The sequence below is a fragment of the Ruthenibacterium lactatiformans genome (genome assembly GCF_000949455.1).
GTDB classification, from domain to species: Bacteria; Bacillota; Clostridia; order Oscillospirales; family Ruminococcaceae; genus Ruthenibacterium; species Ruthenibacterium lactatiformans.
This window is the reverse complement of sequence record NZ_JXXK01000027.1, coordinates 38107-53999: the sequence shown is the minus strand read 5'-3', so window position 1 is coordinate 53999 and position 15893 is coordinate 38107. Positions and strand designations below refer to the sequence as shown.

Below are 15893 nucleotides of genomic sequence, written 5' to 3'. Positions count from 1 at the left end.
ACTAGTTAAGCTGAGCGGCCAGCCGATCCTGGTGAAAGAACCGAAGACCCGTACGGGGGGGGACGGGTGATATATCTGTCAAAAGAACTCTGCAAACTGCTTCGTGCCTGGCAAAAAGAAAGTGCGTGGGAGAAAAAACAGCGTGGTAGAGGGGGACTGGAGGAAGAGGACTATCTGTTCCGGCAGCCCGGCGGGGATCCGATGGTGCCGGGGACATTCACATTCCGGTTCAAAAAGATTCTGCGGGAGGGCAATTTGCCGGACAATTTGAACGTGCACAGCCTGCGGCACACCAACGCCAGCATGCTCATTGCTCAGGGCGTAGATGTACGCACTGTGGCGGGCCTGCTGGGGCACGCACAGCCCGGCACCACATTGGACATTTACAGCCATGCTTTCGACAAGAACAAAAAGCTCGCACAGGAGAAGCTGGCCGAGGCGATGGGACTATAGAGGAAAAGGAAAAACAGCCCTCGGAATTCCGAGGGCTGTTTTGGTGCGCCTGACTGGACTCGAACCAGCGGCCTTCCGGGTCGGAGTTGCGAGGTGCTTTTGCCATTTGGGTAAAATTGAGTACAGAAAAGACCGGCAAAGCCTTGATTTTCTAACATTTTTCTCTTGGTTCGAGTTCAGTCGAGTGCGCTCGAAATCATTGCAGATGATTAGAAAATAGCCCGGTGTGTTAGAAGAATGTTAGAAAATCTAACAAATCTGAAAGGTATCATTTCCCTATAAGGATTTCCGCAATATTCAGGTAAAGATAGCGTCCGCGACGTAAAAATTGCAGGGCGCTATTTTTTATGCCCAAATTCGGGAGAAAGGAGGAAAACCTATGCAGCAGAAACAAAAACCAGCAAGGCGGCGTGAGGATTGTTTCGATTGCCTTTATTGGCTGGGCGGATACGGCTGCGCACTTGGGGATGCCCCTTGCCCGTATGCTGAATCTGCCATCGAAGCCGCGCCGAACGCACCGCCCGGCAGATGTGAGGACTGTCCGTATGGGCGGGACGCGCCCTGCATCGGTTGGTGTACCCGCGATATTCTTCAAGCACTTGCCAATGCGAGGCAATGCAGAGGCGGTGGGCGGGATGGAGCTTGATTACTTCTACGGTCGGCAGGCCGAGCAGTTTACCTTCTACCGCGTCCCCAAAGCGATTCTCTTTGACAGGAGATTTGACGGCGTCTCGGCAGATGCAAAGCTGCTCTACGGCATCCTGCTGGATCGCATGAGCCTGTCGCTGAAAAACAACTGGCTGGACGAGCGGGGCCGGGTATACATCATTTTCACGATGGATGAGGTCATGCAGGCGCTCGGCTGTGCGGGCAAGAAAGCCACAAGGCTGATGGAAGAACTGGAACACAAAGCCGGTCTGATCGAGCGAAAACGACGCGGACTTGGAAAGCCTAACCTGATCTACCTGAAGAATTTTGCGACATTATCCAAGGATGAACCGCAAAAGCATGGCTCTTGAACCGTTAAAAGCACGGTTCTTGATGCGTCAAAATGACGGTTCAAGAAGCGTCAAAAGGACACTCAAATAAGACTTACTTGAATTAGACAAGTTAATTACTTAGCTGAAAAGAGTAAGTGACAAAAGGAGGGAGCATGAACGGAATAACAAAAGAACAAATCGAACAGGCACGGCGGGTCGGCATCCTGGCGTATATGCGGGCGTATGAGCCGCAGGAACTTGTGAAAGTGGGCCGGAGTGAGTATACGACCCGCACCCACGACAGCCTGCGGATCAGTGAGAACGGAAAATGGAACTGGTGCAGCCGGGGCTTTGGGGGCACGAACGCGCTGAATTACCTCGTCCGTGTCAAAGGGCTTAGTTTTGTCAGCGCAGTACAGCAGCTCTGTGAGGACATCCCAGCCCCGGCAGCATCCGCATCGCAAACCTGGGAACGCCCGCCCAATTCCCAGACACTCATCCCATTTTCAGAACCAGTGCAAGATAGAAACAACGTCGCGGCGCTGCGGTATCTGCGCGGGCGAGGCATCCGCGACCCGGTGCTGAATTACTGCATTGAGCAAGGGCTGCTGTACCAGACCGACCACAAGGGGTACAAGAACTGTGTGTTCATTGGTCGAGACGGAGCAGGAAAGTCGCAATACGCCTGTGTGCGCGGGTGCAGCGGCGGATGGCGCGGGGACGTAGCGGGCAGCCAAAAACAGTTTGCGTTCCGCATCCCGGCCAGAGGCCCTGATGCAAGCCGGGTTGAGGTGTACGAGGCCCCGATTGACGCGCTCTCCGGTGCGTCGCTGCGTATTCTGGCAGGCCGTGATTGGCGCACGGTGCATTATCTTGCGCTGGGCGGCCTGAATTACATGGCGCTTGACCAATTCCTTGCTGACCATCCACAGGTGAAAACGCTCCAGCTTTGCCTCGACAACGATCAACGGGGCCGGGCATTTGCGAAAAAACTGGCCGGCATCTATGGGGAGCGTGGCTACACGGTAAGAGACCTACCGCCGCCCAAGGGCAAAGATTACAACGATTATCTGCAACTCCGGCTTGGGATGAAACATGAGCTTGAGCCGGAACGATGAAGGAGGGAACGCGCATGAAAACAATCGCAATCGCAAACCAGAAAGGAGGCGTGGGCAAGACAACGACCGCCGTCAATTTGGGCGTGGCACTGGCCCGGCAGGGCAAGCGGGTGCTGCTGGTGGACGCCGACCCGCAGGGGGATTTGAGCATATACCTGGGCTGCGGAAATCTGGATAGCATACCAGTGAAACTTTCCAACCTCATGGATGCCGAGATCGCAGGCCGAAAGAACACCAACCTCGCGGGCGTACAGCATAACCCGGAGGGAATCGACTACATCCCCTCGGACATTGAGCTGGCGAACATGGATGTGAAACTGGTGAACACCATGTGCCATGAGATCATCTTGCGGGACACACTGGCCCCGTTTCAGAACCAGTACGACTATTGCCTGATCGACTGTATGCCGTCGCTGGGGATGCTGACGATCGGCGCGCTGACGGCTGCGGACAGGGTGCTGATCCCGGTGCAGGCGCAGCACTTCCCGCTCAAAGGCTTGATCGCGCTCGTGCAAAGCATTCAGATGGTCAAAACGCGAATCAACCCCAAGCTGGAGATCGACGGCATTGTGTTGACGATGGTGGATGGCCGGACAAATCTCTCCAAGGATGTGAGCGCCGCGATGCGCCGGACATATGGGCAAAGCCTCAATATCTATAAGAGCGAAATCCCGATCTGCACACGCGCTGCCGAAAGCACTGGCGTGGGCCGCAGCGCGCTTGCCTACGACCCGAACGGCAAGGCATCCCTGGCGTATCTGGCGCTGGCAAAGGAGGTGACGGGCCATGAGCGGACGCGGGCCATACGGCAGCAACATCAATCTGCCCTCGCTCGATAGTCTTTTTTCGACCGAGGCACAGCGGCAGGAAGCAAAGCTGGAAAAGGTACAGCAGCTTTCAATCGACCAGCTTTTTCCTTTCCCTGACCACCCATTCCAGGTGCGGGACGATGAGGAAATGCAGAAGATGGTGGAAAGCGTCAAGGAGTACGGCGTGTTGACGCCGCTGATTGCGCGGCCCCGACTGGAGGGCGGGTATGAGATCATCGCGGGCCACCGCCGCAAGCGGGCGTGTGAGCTGGCGGGAATTGAGACGCTGCCGGTTTTGGTGCGCGAGATGGACGACGACACCGCAATAATCCGCATGGTTGATACAAACTGTCAGCGGGAGAATGTGAGCGCCATTGAAAAGGCCAAGGCGTACAAAATGAAGCTGGAAGCAATCAAAAGAAAAGGCGGTAGACCGGTAAAAAATAATTCCCGACAAGTTGTCGGGAGTTTTGAGAGTGCAGATATTGTCGGCCAGAATACAGGCGAAAGTGGCCGCCAAATCCAGCGTTACATTCGCCTGAATGAACTCATCCCCGAACTGCAAGAGATGGTCGAGGAAAACAAGCTGAAATTCAATCCGGCGGTGGAACTCTCCTATCTCGCGCCGCAGGAGCAAGAGCAGTTTTACGAGTACATCCAAAGCGAGGAATGTACGCCGTCCCTCTCACAGGCCCAGCAGCTTAAAGCGGCCAGCAAGGAAAAATCGCTAAACGAGGACAAGCTGACCAGCATTATGACCGCCCGCGCGCCGAGTGTCGCCCCGCGTGAGCAGCAGATCAGCATCCCCCTCGTAAAGCTGGAACGCTTCTTCCCCAAAACGACCTCGGCTGAACAGATCATCGCGCACATCATTCGGGTGCTGGAAGCCTACCAGCGCAGCCGGCAGAGATCGCATGACGAGGAGAGGGGGCGGTGAGGTGCGAGTTCTGGTGCTGGAGCCCGGGTACTGCCCTTACACCGCGTCCTTCAAAGACGAGGCGGAGGCGGTGAGAAAGACCATCGAGGGCAAATGCCAAATGCTGCTGCCCTTTGGGAACACGGTCATCGCCCTGATTTGCAGCGAGGTGCAAGATGGGCTGCCGCTCAACCGCTCGATCAACGAGCAGCTCACCTTGAAAGGCCGTGCATTGATCTGCGGCTGGGACGGTCAACGCCTGCGGGAACTGACCCGCAAGCAGGCCGAGCGGTACTCGCGCCGGTATCTGTATCCGGAACAGCTTGTCGATGCCGGGGATGCGCTGATGGCCGTGCCGCAAAGCCCGCGCATCAAGCCCATTGATGAGCGGCTGGGCCGCAAAAACTGGCTGCTGGAACGATAAGGGGGGATAGCTGATGGATGAAATCAGATGGAAACGACCCATTGCAAGCATCGAGCATCTGCACTCGGGCGGCGTTGGATATGTGTCGGACTACTTCGATGCCGAGACATTCCGGCGGGATGTGCGGGAAGCCAACGACTGCGGAGAGCCGATCTGCGTAGTGCTATACCGAGACGAAAAGGGCAACCGTCTGCTGCGATCAAACGATTGGATGGAGGACATCGACTGCCCCGCCGTGCATCTGCGGGAGGAGCCTGCCCCGATCGTGCATGACAGGGTCAGTACCTACGAGATTTACCAGATTCCTGCGACCGAGGGCAGCGCGGACTATCTTTATTTGCCCTATGAGTGGGCTAAGGAGCAGCTTTCAGCCAAGGACTATGTGCGGGTGTATACCGCGCCGCTGGAGCCGGGCACAACGCTGGACGGCATCTTTGATCGCCACAACCGGGACGACCACCCCGCCGCGCAGACCATGCGGTCACTGTCGGTCAGCGATGTGGTTGTAGTGCGCGGCAGGGAGGGTGTACAGGCGTTCTATGTGGACAGGGTCGGATTCAGAGAGGTGCCGCAGCTTGTTCCAATGCTGGAATGGCTGAGAAAAAAGGAGACACAAAAGGATCATTCAACTCGCCGCCCGCCGGACAGCGGACGAGAACGGTAAATGTGAAGGGAGAATCAAAACAATGAAGATGCAAATCAGACGGGAACGGTTTATGGAGCGCCTTGTGCGGGTGTTCCGTCAGGCGGGGTATGCCCCGGCCTGCATCCTCACGATCTCGCCGTTGGAGCTTGCCGAGATCGAGAATATCACCGTGCCGGGTATCCGGGCGGTGCTGCTGTTGCAGCACCGGGTCTTTGACGATCCCGGCGGTATGGATGCCGCCATGCAGATGCTGGAGCGGTACGGATGCGAGGTGAGCGTAGATGTCTGCTGAAGCCGAAAAGCGCATGGCCGGGAACTACGAGATCACGCAGGCGCTGCGCATTGGCGATCGGGAGGTCGTGTTTGGCATCGACCCTGCCAGCGATAAGCCGTACTTTTGCGCTCTGTACCAGAAGATTTTTGAGATTATCCAGTTTCGTGAGTGGTACGAGAAGTGCTTTGCCAGCGATAACTTTGTGGAAGTGGCCGAGCAGTTTGCCGCGTATGTACAGGAGCAGTGCCAAAAGGTACGCGAGGAATGGGCTAAGGTGGCCGTGCCGCGTATCCGCATCACGGAGGAAATGTGCTTTTCCCAAGACTATGGGCAGGATTTGACTGGTAAAATCGTTGCTATCAAGCCGGATGTGCTGCGGCCCGAATACCGAAGCGCAGATCACCAACTTGTGCTGGTAGATGGGGGCTCCGGCACGGTAGCAAACAGCTATGGCACGACCTGCTTTTGCGTGAACCTGTACACCGGCGAGAGTGTGCGCTGGGGGCGGTACGATGTGCTGGGAGAAATCAAACCGGATTGCCTGCCCGATTGGGCAAAGGAGCGCGCAGAGGCAATCCGGCAGAAGGCCGAAAAAGAGAAAGCACAAAACCGCAGCCGTTCGGAACCGGAACGGTGATGGCAGATGGGAGGAAATGAGATGAGCGAGACGAGAGTACCTCTGTACCACTACCCTGCGTCGTATGCAAGAGAGCATGGGGAACTGGAACAGTACCGTGCGTCACACCAGGCAAATTACGCCTGCCGTGACATGATCGAAAAGGAGGCCCGCGAGAACTATCAGGACAATGTACTGGATACAAATGCCGTTTTGGATGCAGCAGTTTCGGAGTACGGCTATGACCGTGTGCTGCACGTTCTCGCCGCAACCCTGCGCTGCAAGGATTGGGACAACCGCTTCTCTCGGGAGAACAAAGTGTGGGCCAAAAGTGTTGGCACCCCAATGGACGTGAACGCGGCCGGGGACAACCGCAGCATCGACTACGCGATCAACCAGTGCCACTCTTGCCTGACGGATCTGCTCGTCACCGCCGCGCGGAGGTATCTGCCAAGGGGCTGCTACAGTTTGCTGCGCAGCACGAAAGAAATCGTGATCATCAAGCGCGGGGAAAGCGGATATTACCAGACTGGTATCCACGCAAAGAACAAGGCAGAGGGCATGAAGATCGTGGATGAGTACAACCAAAAACTCGGCGTCAGCAAGGCGCAGGCGGCGGCGATGGAGGCGGGGTCGATGTTCGGGTGGAATATTCCTGCAGCCGATCCCCGGAGTTACGACCAGGACGGCAAGCTGCTCAGGTCTGAACGCAATGAGCATGAGCGATAAGCGGAAAAGGAGGGCTGAAAAGAGATGGTATCGGGCTGGATGGTATTTGAGGCAGGCGGTGATTGCGCCGAATCCCGGAAATACTTTCTCGACATAAACAACGCTGTCGCCTACGCGGAAAGCCAGGGGGCTGACAGGACGCCGATGATCCAAAAGCAGTATATTCGCCCGGAGTGGGCGGAGGACTTGCACGGCAGCCGACTGCGGCGAAACGGCGGTATGGAGCGATAAGGAGCGCGATAAAAGATGAACGACCAAACCCGCGCCGAGCGGCTGAATACGGCGCTGTACAAAAAGATGTTTGCGGCGCAGGAAAAGTACCGCGCATGGCTGCTCAGCCTGCCGTCGGAGGAGATTCTGAATCATGCCTACGAGTACACCATGCGGGAGGATATTGTTCTTTCGCTGGAGGATGAGGACATCGGTGCAAAACGGGCGGTGGCGCTTTTGATGCTGCCTGATCCGCTGTCTGCTACTTACCATGAGTACGAAAAAATGGAATCTACTCACATGAAGGACATTTTTTCAGCGGTGGAGCAGTGTGCGGATGGCGAAATCAAGAAACGGCGCAAACAGAAGGATGAGCCTGAAAGATAGGAGGGAGGAAGATTGCCTACAAAGCAGGAAGTCATTACCGAACTGGCAACACAGACAGCGCAGAGGATCACCCGCAGTGGTGAGGATTACATGGCCTTTCTCACTACTGCCGCCAACAATTTCAAGTACAGCTTTCAGGATCAGCTTTTGATCTTCGCCCAAAAGCCGGAAGCGACCGCCTGTGCTGAAATTAAATTCTGGAACCGACATGGCCGCTGGGTCAACAAGGGCACGACCGGAATTGCGCTGCTGCGGGACACCGACGCGCCGTACAAGCTGCGGTATGTCTTTGATATGAGCGATACCAACAGCCGTATCGGGCGTACAGTGCCGGTCTGGCAGATGCGGGAGCAGGACGAGAACGCGGTGATCGAGGCATTGGCAAACCGGTATGGCACACCGCCGGACGCATCGAGTTTGCAGGAAAGCCTCATGGAGACGGCAAAGGTGATCGCAGAGGACAATCTCAGCGATTACTATACCGAGCTTTGCAGCAACAGAGAGGGTAGCCTGCTGGAAGAACTGGACGCAGACAATACCGAGGTCTGGTTTAGGAATCTGCTGGAAAACAGCATTGCATATATGCTGCTGACCCGCTGCGGGATCAAGGCCAGAGAGGTACTTACCGCTGAGGACTTTGCCCACGTCTGCGATTTCAATACGCCCGAAACGATCTCTGTCCTGGGAACTGCTAACAGCGACATTGCAGAGATGGCGCTGCGGGAGATCGCGGCGACCGTCCTCAGCCAGCGGCGGCGGGAAAGCCGGGCAAACGACAGTGTTGCCAACCGCGAGGAAAAACCCTATGCTGAAAACAAAGAAAACCCTGAAAGGAGTGTTGAAGATGGAACTGGCTTACAGGATGGAGGGCGATTACTGGATTCCCAATCTGGTGGCTCCCGAAGCCCCGGCGCTGGGCAAGTATGGGATGCTGCGGCGCAGCTACCTCCGGCAGCACCGCAGCGGAACCTACACCGGGATGATGCTCTCGAGCAAGCTGGATCAGCACCTCGTGGAGATCGACCGGCAGGCCAACGAGATGATGGAGCGGCTGACACAGCAGATGGCGCAGCAGCAGGGCGTGACCGAGAGCCTGAAAGCGTCCGACCAGATGGAGTGGGTGAGCCGGATGAACAACATCCGGGCGGCAGCGGAGGAGATGGTGCTGACCGAGCTGATTTACAGCTAACCTCCCCGCCCGAGGCCAGGGTAGAAGATTTTAAGGTAAAGGTCGGCCCCACGGGGCTGGAGGTTAGCTTCCACGATTTTACCGCTCGCTCTGGAATTGACTACTATCACGAGGATAGCGAGAAAAACGAGCTGCTGCGTACCAGTGATGCGCTGAGAGAACACCGGAAAGAGATCGCCGCGTTTTTTGCTGACCATTCGGACAGCAGGGAGCGCGGCGATTTTGTCAAGGGCTTTTTCAACAACACCTATGTCGAGGCCATTCTTTCCAACGGCCAGCGGGCCGGGTATCGGGCATGGGATGATGTGCTGACCTTGTGGCGCGGGTCGTACCCGTCCCGAGAAAAGGAGGAGTATCTGCGCTGGCCCCAGGTTGCCAATACCATTGAGGGGATGATATTGCTGCAGCAGTGGCTGAGCCCAGAGGAACAGTCACTTCCCAGCGAAGTGGAGCAAATCTCTTTCATTGAACAGGTCGAGGCAGAGAAAGCCTCGGCTTTTTCATTACCCCAGGAGGCAATCGACTATGTGCTGTGCAGAAGCGTTGATTCTCAAAGCAAGTATCGTATCCATGAACAGTATCTAAAGCACGAGGGGAGCAATGCCAATGTAAAATGCCTGAAGGAAGAGTATGGTATCGGAGGCCGCAGCAATATCATCCCCGGCAGCGGATTCTTTGAGGACCACGACAGTAAAGGCATCCGGCTATGGCGCAGTTCTGACACCGATGAGGCAAAAAGAGAAGAGGTGCTTATCGGCTGGGGAAAGGTGGAACGGCGCATTGCTGAGCTGATCGCAACCGACCGGTATCTGAACCGGGCGGAAAAAGAACAATATCTATTGCGGCAGGCGCAGGACAAACAGCTTGTGAACCCCACAGAACCAGCCGTACCGGACCCCCTTGAACCGCCGCAGGACAGCGATGCGCTGGCAGAGGCAAAACGGATCATTGATGGTTTTTGCCGCAGAGAGTTTGGGCAGGAAGCAGATGACTTTGCTGACCTCACCGATGTTGCGCTTGGCTATACTACTGCAACGGTCGATGAATACCCCGTTGAATTCAGTGCCGACCTGATTCATTATCGGCTGTCCTATTGGGCATACGATAAAGTGGTCGATACGATCCAATTCGATGATCTGGATGAGATGAACCGGTATCTCGCCGATCTCGATTTTAGCATGATGGTCGACCACGCTGCGGAAAAATACGAACAGCAACAGAATGAGATCAAGGCAGAGGAGAAAGCCAGGCAGCTTATCAGTGAGTTTTGCGAAAATGAGTACGACAGCCCTGCTGACTTCTCAGACCCTGAAAATGTCTCCTTGGCCCACAGCACCACCGGCGACGGCGACCACTTTATTGATGTGAGCGCCGACCTACCGGAGTTTAGCCTGAATTATCAGGTGGACGGCGAGACGGTAGCAACATACCAATGCTATGACATGGTTGGCTTTGCCGAACTTCTTGCCGACCTGAGCTGCGATGAGATGATCGCCGTTGCAGAGGAGCAGTACGCAACGCGGCGAAAGAAGAAAGACCAGCAGGAACAGGAAACAGACGATTTCGCTGATATTGACCCTGCTGCCATCCGTGCTGCCCTCGCAGAGAGCGGCATCGTAGACGGTCATGTGGTTGACCCGGACAAGCTGGACGCTGACCCCTTTATTCAGCAGGTCATGGCCGATGTGGAGCAGATCGCTGAAAACGAACCTCCCTCTCTGGAACGCTTTTCTGTCATTGAAACAGAGGGCGGCTACGCCGTTTGGGACGATATTCGGGACGAGATCTATGTGGACGGCGAGGGTGTCCAAGAGGAATTTACCAGCGAATGGCAGGCCGAGGACTATTTGAAACAGGTCAAAAAGGAAGTGGCGGATAAGGAGGCCGCCGAATGGCTGACCGTAGAACGAACCAAGGAGATGGCGCAGGAACCGGCTGAAAAAGAAAACGTAACGCAGGCAGGCAGCAATGCGGTTCAGCCCGGCATGGAACTTGCGATGCACGACCGGCGCTTTGTAGTGGACAGTGTGGACGAAGCAGCCGGAACGGTCTCCCTACGGGACAGCACCTTTCAGAGCGATACCGGTTTTCCAATCTTTCGATCAGAGCGCATCGAGACCGTCCAGCGTGTACTCACAGAGGCAGCGCAGGAACCGAAAGCGGAACCTGCCAAGCTGCGCAGCATCGTGATCGACCTTTCGCCGCGCCCGGAACAGGAACCGGAGGAAGAACCGCAACTGTCCGCGCCGCCTGCGCCGAAACCGCGCAAAAATCTGCCGCCGATTTTGCTGCACCCCGAGATCCCAAGCAGCCAGCGCCGGGACTACCGCATCACGGATGAGCATTTGGGTGAGGGCGGCGAAAAGACAAAGTTCAAAGGCAACCTTGCCGCCATCGAAACGCTGAAGCAGATCGAGGCCGAAGATCGGCTTGCTACGCCGGAGGAACAGGAGGTGCTATCCCGCTACGTCGGTTGGGGTGGTCTGCCGCAGGCGTTCGATGAGGGAAATGCCTCCTGGGCCAATGAATATGTCCAGCTACGAGCCGCATTGACGGAGGAGGAATACAGCGCGGCACGGGCATCTACGCTCAACGCACACTATACCTCTCCGACTGTCATCCGAGCCATCTACAAGGCTATGGAAAATCTCGGCTTTCGTAGCGGAAATATTTTGGAGCCGTCCTGCGGTATCGGTAACTTTTTCGGTCTGGTGCCCGAGAGCATGGCAGAAAGCAAACTGTATGGCGTGGAACTCGACCCCATCACGGGGCGCATCGCCCGCCAGCTCTATCAGAATGCCTCGATTGCCGTGCAGGGCTTTGAGAAAACGGAACTGCCGGACAGCTTTTTCGACCTCGCTGTTGGGAACGTACCATTCGGAAGTTATAGCCTGAGTGACAAGCGGTACGACAAAAACCATTTTTTGATCCATGACTACTTTTTCGCCCGCACGCTGGACAAGGTGCGGCCGGGCGGCATCATTGCCTTTGTGACGAGCAAGGGGACGCTGGATAAAGCAAACTCCAGCGTGCGCCGGTATCTTGCGCAGAGGGCCGATCTGCTGGGCGCGATCCGTCTGCCGAATAATGCTTTCCTTGCCAACGCCGGAACTCAGGTTACAACCGACATCCTCTTTCTGCAAAAGCGAGAGAAGCTGACGGCTATTGAGCCGGATTGGGTACATCTTGGCAAGACAGAAACCGGCGTACCCATTAACCAGTATTTCCTTGACCACCCGGAGATGGTGCTGGGCGAAATGACTTTCGACAGCATGATGTACGGCAACCGCAACGAGACCACCTGTAAGCCATTGGAGAGGCAAGACCTCGGTGAGCAGCTTGCCGCCGCCATCCAGAATATCCAAGGCTCTATCACCGAGTATGTGCTGGACGACCTGGAGGCGGAGGACGAGGATCGGAGCATCCCCGCCGACCCCAGTGTGCGGAATTTCAGCTACACCGTGGTGGACGGCGAGATCTATTACCGCGAGAACAGCCGCATGATTCCGGTGGAGGTGTCTGTTACGGCGGCAAACCGCATTAAGGGCCTGATCGGTATCCGGGACTGTGTGCGCGCGCTGATCGAGTATCAGGCCGATGATTGGCCTGCTGAGGATATTCAGACCGAGCAGAAAAAACTAAACGCACTCTATGACGCTTTTGTGGCAAAGTACGGACGCATCAACTCCCGCGCAAACAAATCCGTATTTACGCAGGACAGCGCCTACTTCCTTTTGTCCTCTTTGGAAGTTCTGGACGATGAACAGAACTTTGTGCGCAAGGCAGATATGTTTACCAAACGCACCATCCGGCAAAAGACCGAGATCACCCATGTGGACACCGCATCCGAGGCGCTGGCCGTTTCACTGGCCGAAAAAGCCCGTGTGGATCTGGGATATATGGCATCGCTGATGGGAGGCAGTGAGGCGATCCCACGGATCGTGCAGGATCTGCATGGTGTGATCTTCAAGGACCCGGCCACAGGCCCCTTTGACCTTGAAGGCGATGGGACGCATTGGGCGCAGGGCTGGCAAGCGGCGGATGAATACCTGTCCGGCAACGTGCGCAAAAAGCTGGAGGAGGCCAGATTGAGAGCGGAGACTGATCCGTTTTTCAAGGCCAACGCAGAGGCACTGGAACAGGTGCAGCCGGTTGACCTGTCCCCCGGTGAGATCTCGGTGCGGCTTGGTGCGACCTGGCTGCCGCCGGAGGATGTAGAGCAGTTTGTGGTTGACCTGTTCGGCCCCCCGTACTATGCCCGGCGGAACATCCATGTACACTACTCCAAATACACCGGCGAATGGAACGTCGAGGGCAAATCGGCAGACAGGGGCAACATCAAGGCAAACAACACCTATGGCACCTTTCGCATCAATGGGTACAAGATCGTGGAGGAAACGCTGAACCTGCGGGATGTGAGGATCTTCGACTATGACGAGAATCGCAACGCCATTCTCAACAAAAAAGAGACCGCCATCGCACAGGGGAAACAGGCGCTCATCAAGCAGGCGTTTCAGGATTGGATATGGAAAGACCCGGAGCGCCGGGAGCGGCTGACACGGCTCTATAATGACAAATTCAACAGCATCCGTCCGCGGGAATATGACGGCAGCCATATCAATTTTGCCGGGATCAACCCGGAGATCACCCTGCGGCCCCACCAGATCAACGCCATTGCCCATATCCTGTATGGCGGGAATACCCTGCTGGCACACGTTGTGGGGGCTGGGAAAACTTGGGAGATGGTTGCGGCGGCGCAGGAGAGCAAACGGCTGGGTTTGTGCCACAAGAGTTTGTTCGTTGTCCCCAACCACCTGACCGAGCAATGGGCATCGGAGTATTTGCAGCTGTACCCTGCGGCTAACATCCTCGTGGCAACGAGAAAGGATTTTGAAGCAAAGAATCGCAAACGTTTTTGCGGACGTATCGCCACGGGGGATTATGATGCGGTTATCCTTGGCCATTCACAGTTCGAGAAAATCCCAATGAGCCTTGAACGGCAGACCTCCATATTGGAGCAGCAGAAAGAAGAACTGGTGCTCGGCATTGCCGATTTGAAACGCAATCATGGCGAACGCTTTTCCATTAAGCAGATGGAAAAAAGCAAAAAAGCCATTGAGGCGAAGCTGAAAAAGCTGAACGACCAAAGCCGCAAGGACGATGTGGTGACATTTGAGGAATTAGGCGTTGACCGTATCTACATCGACGAAGCGCACTATTACAAAAATCTCGCCGCCTTTTCAAAAATGCGCAATGTGGGTGGCATCTCGCAGGCTGAGGCACAGAAAAGTTCCGATCTCTACATGAAATGCCGCTACCTGGACGAGCTGACCGGGGGACATGGAGTAATTTTTGCTACGGGAACCCCGATCTCGAACACTATGGTCGAGATGTACACCATGCAAAAGTATCTGCAATATGAGGCATTGAAGCAAAAGGATCTGCTGCACTTTGACGGCTGGGCGTCTACCTATGGTGAGACGATCACTGCAATGGAACTGGCCCCGGAGGGCACAGGCTACCGCGCCAAGACCCGGTTTTCGCGCTTTTATAATCTCCCGGAACTAATAGCAATGTTTCGGGAAATAGCGGACATCCAGACAGCCGATATGCTCAACCTCCCCGTGCCCAAGGCCAACTACCACAATGTGATACTGAAACCCTCAGAACAGCAGAAAGAGATGGTAGCGGCGTTAGGCGAACGGGCTGAAAAGATACGAAACCGGATGGTAGACCCCAGCGATGACAATATGCTGACCATCACCAACGATGGCCGCAAGCTGGCGCTCGACCAGCGGTTGCTCAACTCTTTGTTGCCGGATAGCGATACCGGGAAAATTAACGCCTGTGCCGAAAATGTTTGTGAGATATGGCAGCGCACAATGGATCAGCGATCAACGCAAATGGTGTTCTGTGATCTCAGCACCCCCAAAGGGAACGGCGAGTTTAATATCTATGATGACCTGCGCGATAAGCTGATCGCCAAGGGCATCCCGGCTGAGGAGATCGCATACATCCATACCGCAAATACCGAGGTGCAGAAAAAAGAGTTGTTCGGCAAGGTGCGCTCCGGGCAAATCAGGGTGCTGCTTGGCTCTACACAGAAGATGGGGGCAGGGACGAATGTCCAACAGCGGCTGATCGCGCTTCATCATCTCGATTGCCCCTGGCGGCCGTCGGATCTCCAACAGCGTGAGGGCAGAATCATTCGGCAGGGAAATGAAAATGAGGAGGTGGACATTTATACCTACGTCACCGAAGGCACTTTTGACAGCTATCTATATCAGATGGTCGAAAACAAACAAAAGTTTGTGGGCCAAATCATGACATCCAAAAGCCCGGCACGTTCGGCGGAGGATGTGGACGAAACTGCCCTTTCCTACGCCGAGGTCAAAGCACTGTGTGCAGGCGACCCCCATATCAAGGAAAAGATGGATCTCGACGTGGAAGTGCAGCGGCTGAAATTGCTGAAATCCAACCATCTGAGCCAGAAGTATGCGCTGGAGGATCAGATCATCAAGTATCTGCCGCAGACAGTGGCGTCTCTGGAACAGCGCATGGAGGGCTACACCTCTGATGTGAACAGGCTGAACGAGAACACGCATCCCAATCAGGACGGCTTCTCTCCGATGGAGGTTGAGGGCACTGTGTACAGTGACAAAAAGGAAGCAGGCAGCGCGATCCTCGCAGCCTGCAAAGCTATGACCGGCCCCGATCCTGTCCCCTTGGGTCAGTACCGGGGCTTTGCTATGGAGCTGTCTTTTGAGAGTTTCAGCAAAGAATTCCAAATCACATTGAAGGGGTCGCTCACCCATACCACCAGCCTGGGCACTGACATTTTTGGAAATATCCAGCGACTGGATAATCTGCTCGGCGGTATGGGAGAGAAAATGGAGCATTGTAAGCAGGAATTGGATAACGTAAAGGTACAGATCGCCAATGCAAAGGAGGAGGTGGAAAAGCCTTTTGCGCAGGAGGAAGAACTGAAAACAAAGCAGGCTCGGCTGGAAGAACTTAACGTCCTGTTGCGCCTTGACAAAAGGGAAAACGAGATCGTAGATGGGGAGCGGGATGAGGATGGGCCGCCGCAGATCACGCAAAGGGGGGTGGTGGACATGGAGCGGTAGTCAACAGTGTCGCGG

At 55.5% G+C, this 15893-nt stretch carries 14 protein-coding genes and 1 pseudogene; all 15 read left to right on the top strand.

Going from position 1 to position 15893, the window contains the following annotated elements:
- The first annotated feature begins 66 nt into the window (after positions 1 to 66).
- The 15 genes and pseudogenes from TQ39_RS15200 (at position 67) to TQ39_RS21720 (ending at position 15878) form a co-directional block, all read left to right on the top strand.
- Positions 67 to 453: a tyrosine-type recombinase/integrase gene (locus TQ39_RS15200; protein ID WP_050006159.1), complete on the top strand. Its 387-nt coding sequence runs from the start codon at positions 67 to 69 to the stop codon at positions 451 to 453.
- Positions 454 to 832: 379 nt separating this feature from the next.
- The gene (locus TQ39_RS20955) at positions 833 to 1099 is read left to right on the top strand and encodes a hypothetical protein (protein ID WP_156146347.1); all 267 of its coding nucleotides are present in this window, start codon (positions 833 to 835) and stop codon (positions 1097 to 1099) included.
- Positions 1089 to 1430 (top strand): annotated as a pseudogene (locus TQ39_RS20460) (replication initiator protein A); the annotation flags it as partial. The gene TQ39_RS20955 and the pseudogene TQ39_RS20460, both read left to right, overlap by 11 nt.
- Positions 1431 to 1606: 176 nt before the next feature.
- Positions 1607 to 2551 (top strand): toprim domain-containing protein, encoded by a 945-nt coding sequence (locus TQ39_RS15190; RefSeq protein ID WP_050006157.1) that lies wholly within the window; start codon positions 1607 to 1609, stop codon positions 2549 to 2551.
- Positions 2552 to 2565: 14 nt separating this feature from the next.
- A complete protein-coding gene (locus tag TQ39_RS15185; RefSeq protein WP_050006156.1) occupies positions 2566 to 3390 on the top strand; it encodes a ParA family protein in 825 nt (274 codons plus the stop codon).
- Entirely contained in the window at positions 3338 to 4297 is a 960-nt protein-coding gene (locus tag TQ39_RS15180) for a ParB/RepB/Spo0J family partition protein (protein ID WP_050006155.1), read from the top strand. Before TQ39_RS15185 ends, TQ39_RS15180 begins: the two co-directional genes overlap by 53 nt.
- A 1-nt stretch (position 4298) precedes the next feature.
- Positions 4299 to 4700 carry a DUF3846 domain-containing protein gene (locus TQ39_RS15175; RefSeq protein ID WP_050006154.1) on the top strand — a complete coding sequence of 134 codons (402 nt, stop codon included), beginning with the start codon at positions 4299 to 4301 and terminating at the stop codon, positions 4698 to 4700.
- A 13-nt stretch (positions 4701 to 4713) separates the two neighbouring features.
- Positions 4714 to 5364, top strand: coding sequence for a YodL domain-containing protein (locus TQ39_RS15170; RefSeq protein WP_050006153.1), 651 nt, complete (start codon positions 4714 to 4716; stop codon positions 5362 to 5364).
- A gap of 22 nt (positions 5365 to 5386) precedes the next feature.
- Positions 5387 to 5638: a hypothetical protein gene (locus tag TQ39_RS15165; protein ID WP_050006152.1), complete on the top strand. Its 252-nt coding sequence runs from the start codon at positions 5387 to 5389 to the stop codon at positions 5636 to 5638.
- Positions 5628 to 6257, top strand: a complete 630-nt coding sequence (locus tag TQ39_RS15160) for a hypothetical protein (RefSeq protein ID WP_050006151.1) — start codon at positions 5628 to 5630, stop codon at positions 6255 to 6257. Before TQ39_RS15165 ends, TQ39_RS15160 begins: the two co-directional genes overlap by 11 nt.
- Before the next feature lie 21 nt (positions 6258 to 6278).
- On the top strand, positions 6279 to 6965 hold the full coding sequence (locus tag TQ39_RS15155) for a DUF3849 domain-containing protein (RefSeq protein ID WP_167541542.1): 687 nt from the start codon (positions 6279 to 6281) through the stop codon (positions 6963 to 6965).
- Between the two features lie 24 nt (positions 6966 to 6989).
- The gene (locus tag TQ39_RS15150; protein WP_050006149.1) at positions 6990 to 7196 is read left to right on the top strand and encodes a hypothetical protein; all 207 of its coding nucleotides are present in this window, start codon (positions 6990 to 6992) and stop codon (positions 7194 to 7196) included.
- A 15-nt stretch (positions 7197 to 7211) separates the two neighbouring features.
- Positions 7212 to 7562: a DUF3848 domain-containing protein gene (locus tag TQ39_RS15145; RefSeq protein ID WP_050006148.1), complete on the top strand. Its 351-nt coding sequence runs from the start codon at positions 7212 to 7214 to the stop codon at positions 7560 to 7562.
- 805 nt (positions 7563 to 8367) lie between these two features.
- Entirely contained in the window at positions 8368 to 8751 is a 384-nt protein-coding gene (locus tag TQ39_RS15140; RefSeq protein ID WP_338092837.1) for a TnpV protein, read from the top strand.
- Entirely contained in the window at positions 8679 to 15878 is a 7200-nt protein-coding gene (locus tag TQ39_RS21720) for a DEAD/DEAH box helicase family protein (RefSeq protein WP_431978752.1), read from the top strand. The genes TQ39_RS15140 and TQ39_RS21720 overlap by 73 nt, the downstream gene beginning before the upstream one ends.
- The last annotated feature ends 15 nt before the right edge of the window (positions 15879 to 15893 follow it).

Bases quoted from the DNA above. Each gene is read 5' to 3' on its own strand.
- TQ39_RS20955 (WP_156146347.1), top strand. From the start codon at position 833: ATGCAGCAGAAACAAAAACCAGCAAGGCGGCGTGAGGATTGTTTCGAT.
- TQ39_RS15190 (WP_050006157.1), top strand. From the start codon at position 1,607: ATGAACGGAATAACAAAAGAACAAATCGAACAGGCACGGCGGGTCGGC.
- TQ39_RS15185 (WP_050006156.1), top strand. From the start codon at position 2,566: ATGAAAACAATCGCAATCGCAAACCAGAAAGGAGGCGTGGGCAAGACA.
- TQ39_RS15180 (WP_050006155.1), top strand. From the start codon at position 3,338: ATGAGCGGACGCGGGCCATACGGCAGCAACATCAATCTGCCCTCGCTC.
- TQ39_RS15170 (WP_050006153.1), top strand. From the start codon at position 4,714: ATGGATGAAATCAGATGGAAACGACCCATTGCAAGCATCGAGCATCTG.
- TQ39_RS15165 (WP_050006152.1), top strand. From the start codon at position 5,387: ATGAAGATGCAAATCAGACGGGAACGGTTTATGGAGCGCCTTGTGCGG.
- TQ39_RS15160 (WP_050006151.1), top strand. From the start codon at position 5,628: ATGTCTGCTGAAGCCGAAAAGCGCATGGCCGGGAACTACGAGATCACG.
- TQ39_RS15155 (WP_167541542.1), top strand. From the start codon at position 6,279: ATGAGCGAGACGAGAGTACCTCTGTACCACTACCCTGCGTCGTATGCA.
- TQ39_RS15150 (WP_050006149.1), top strand. From the start codon at position 6,990: ATGGTATCGGGCTGGATGGTATTTGAGGCAGGCGGTGATTGCGCCGAA.
- TQ39_RS15145 (WP_050006148.1), top strand. From the start codon at position 7,212: ATGAACGACCAAACCCGCGCCGAGCGGCTGAATACGGCGCTGTACAAA.
- TQ39_RS15140 (WP_338092837.1), top strand. From the start codon at position 8,368: ATGCTGAAAACAAAGAAAACCCTGAAAGGAGTGTTGAAGATGGAACTG.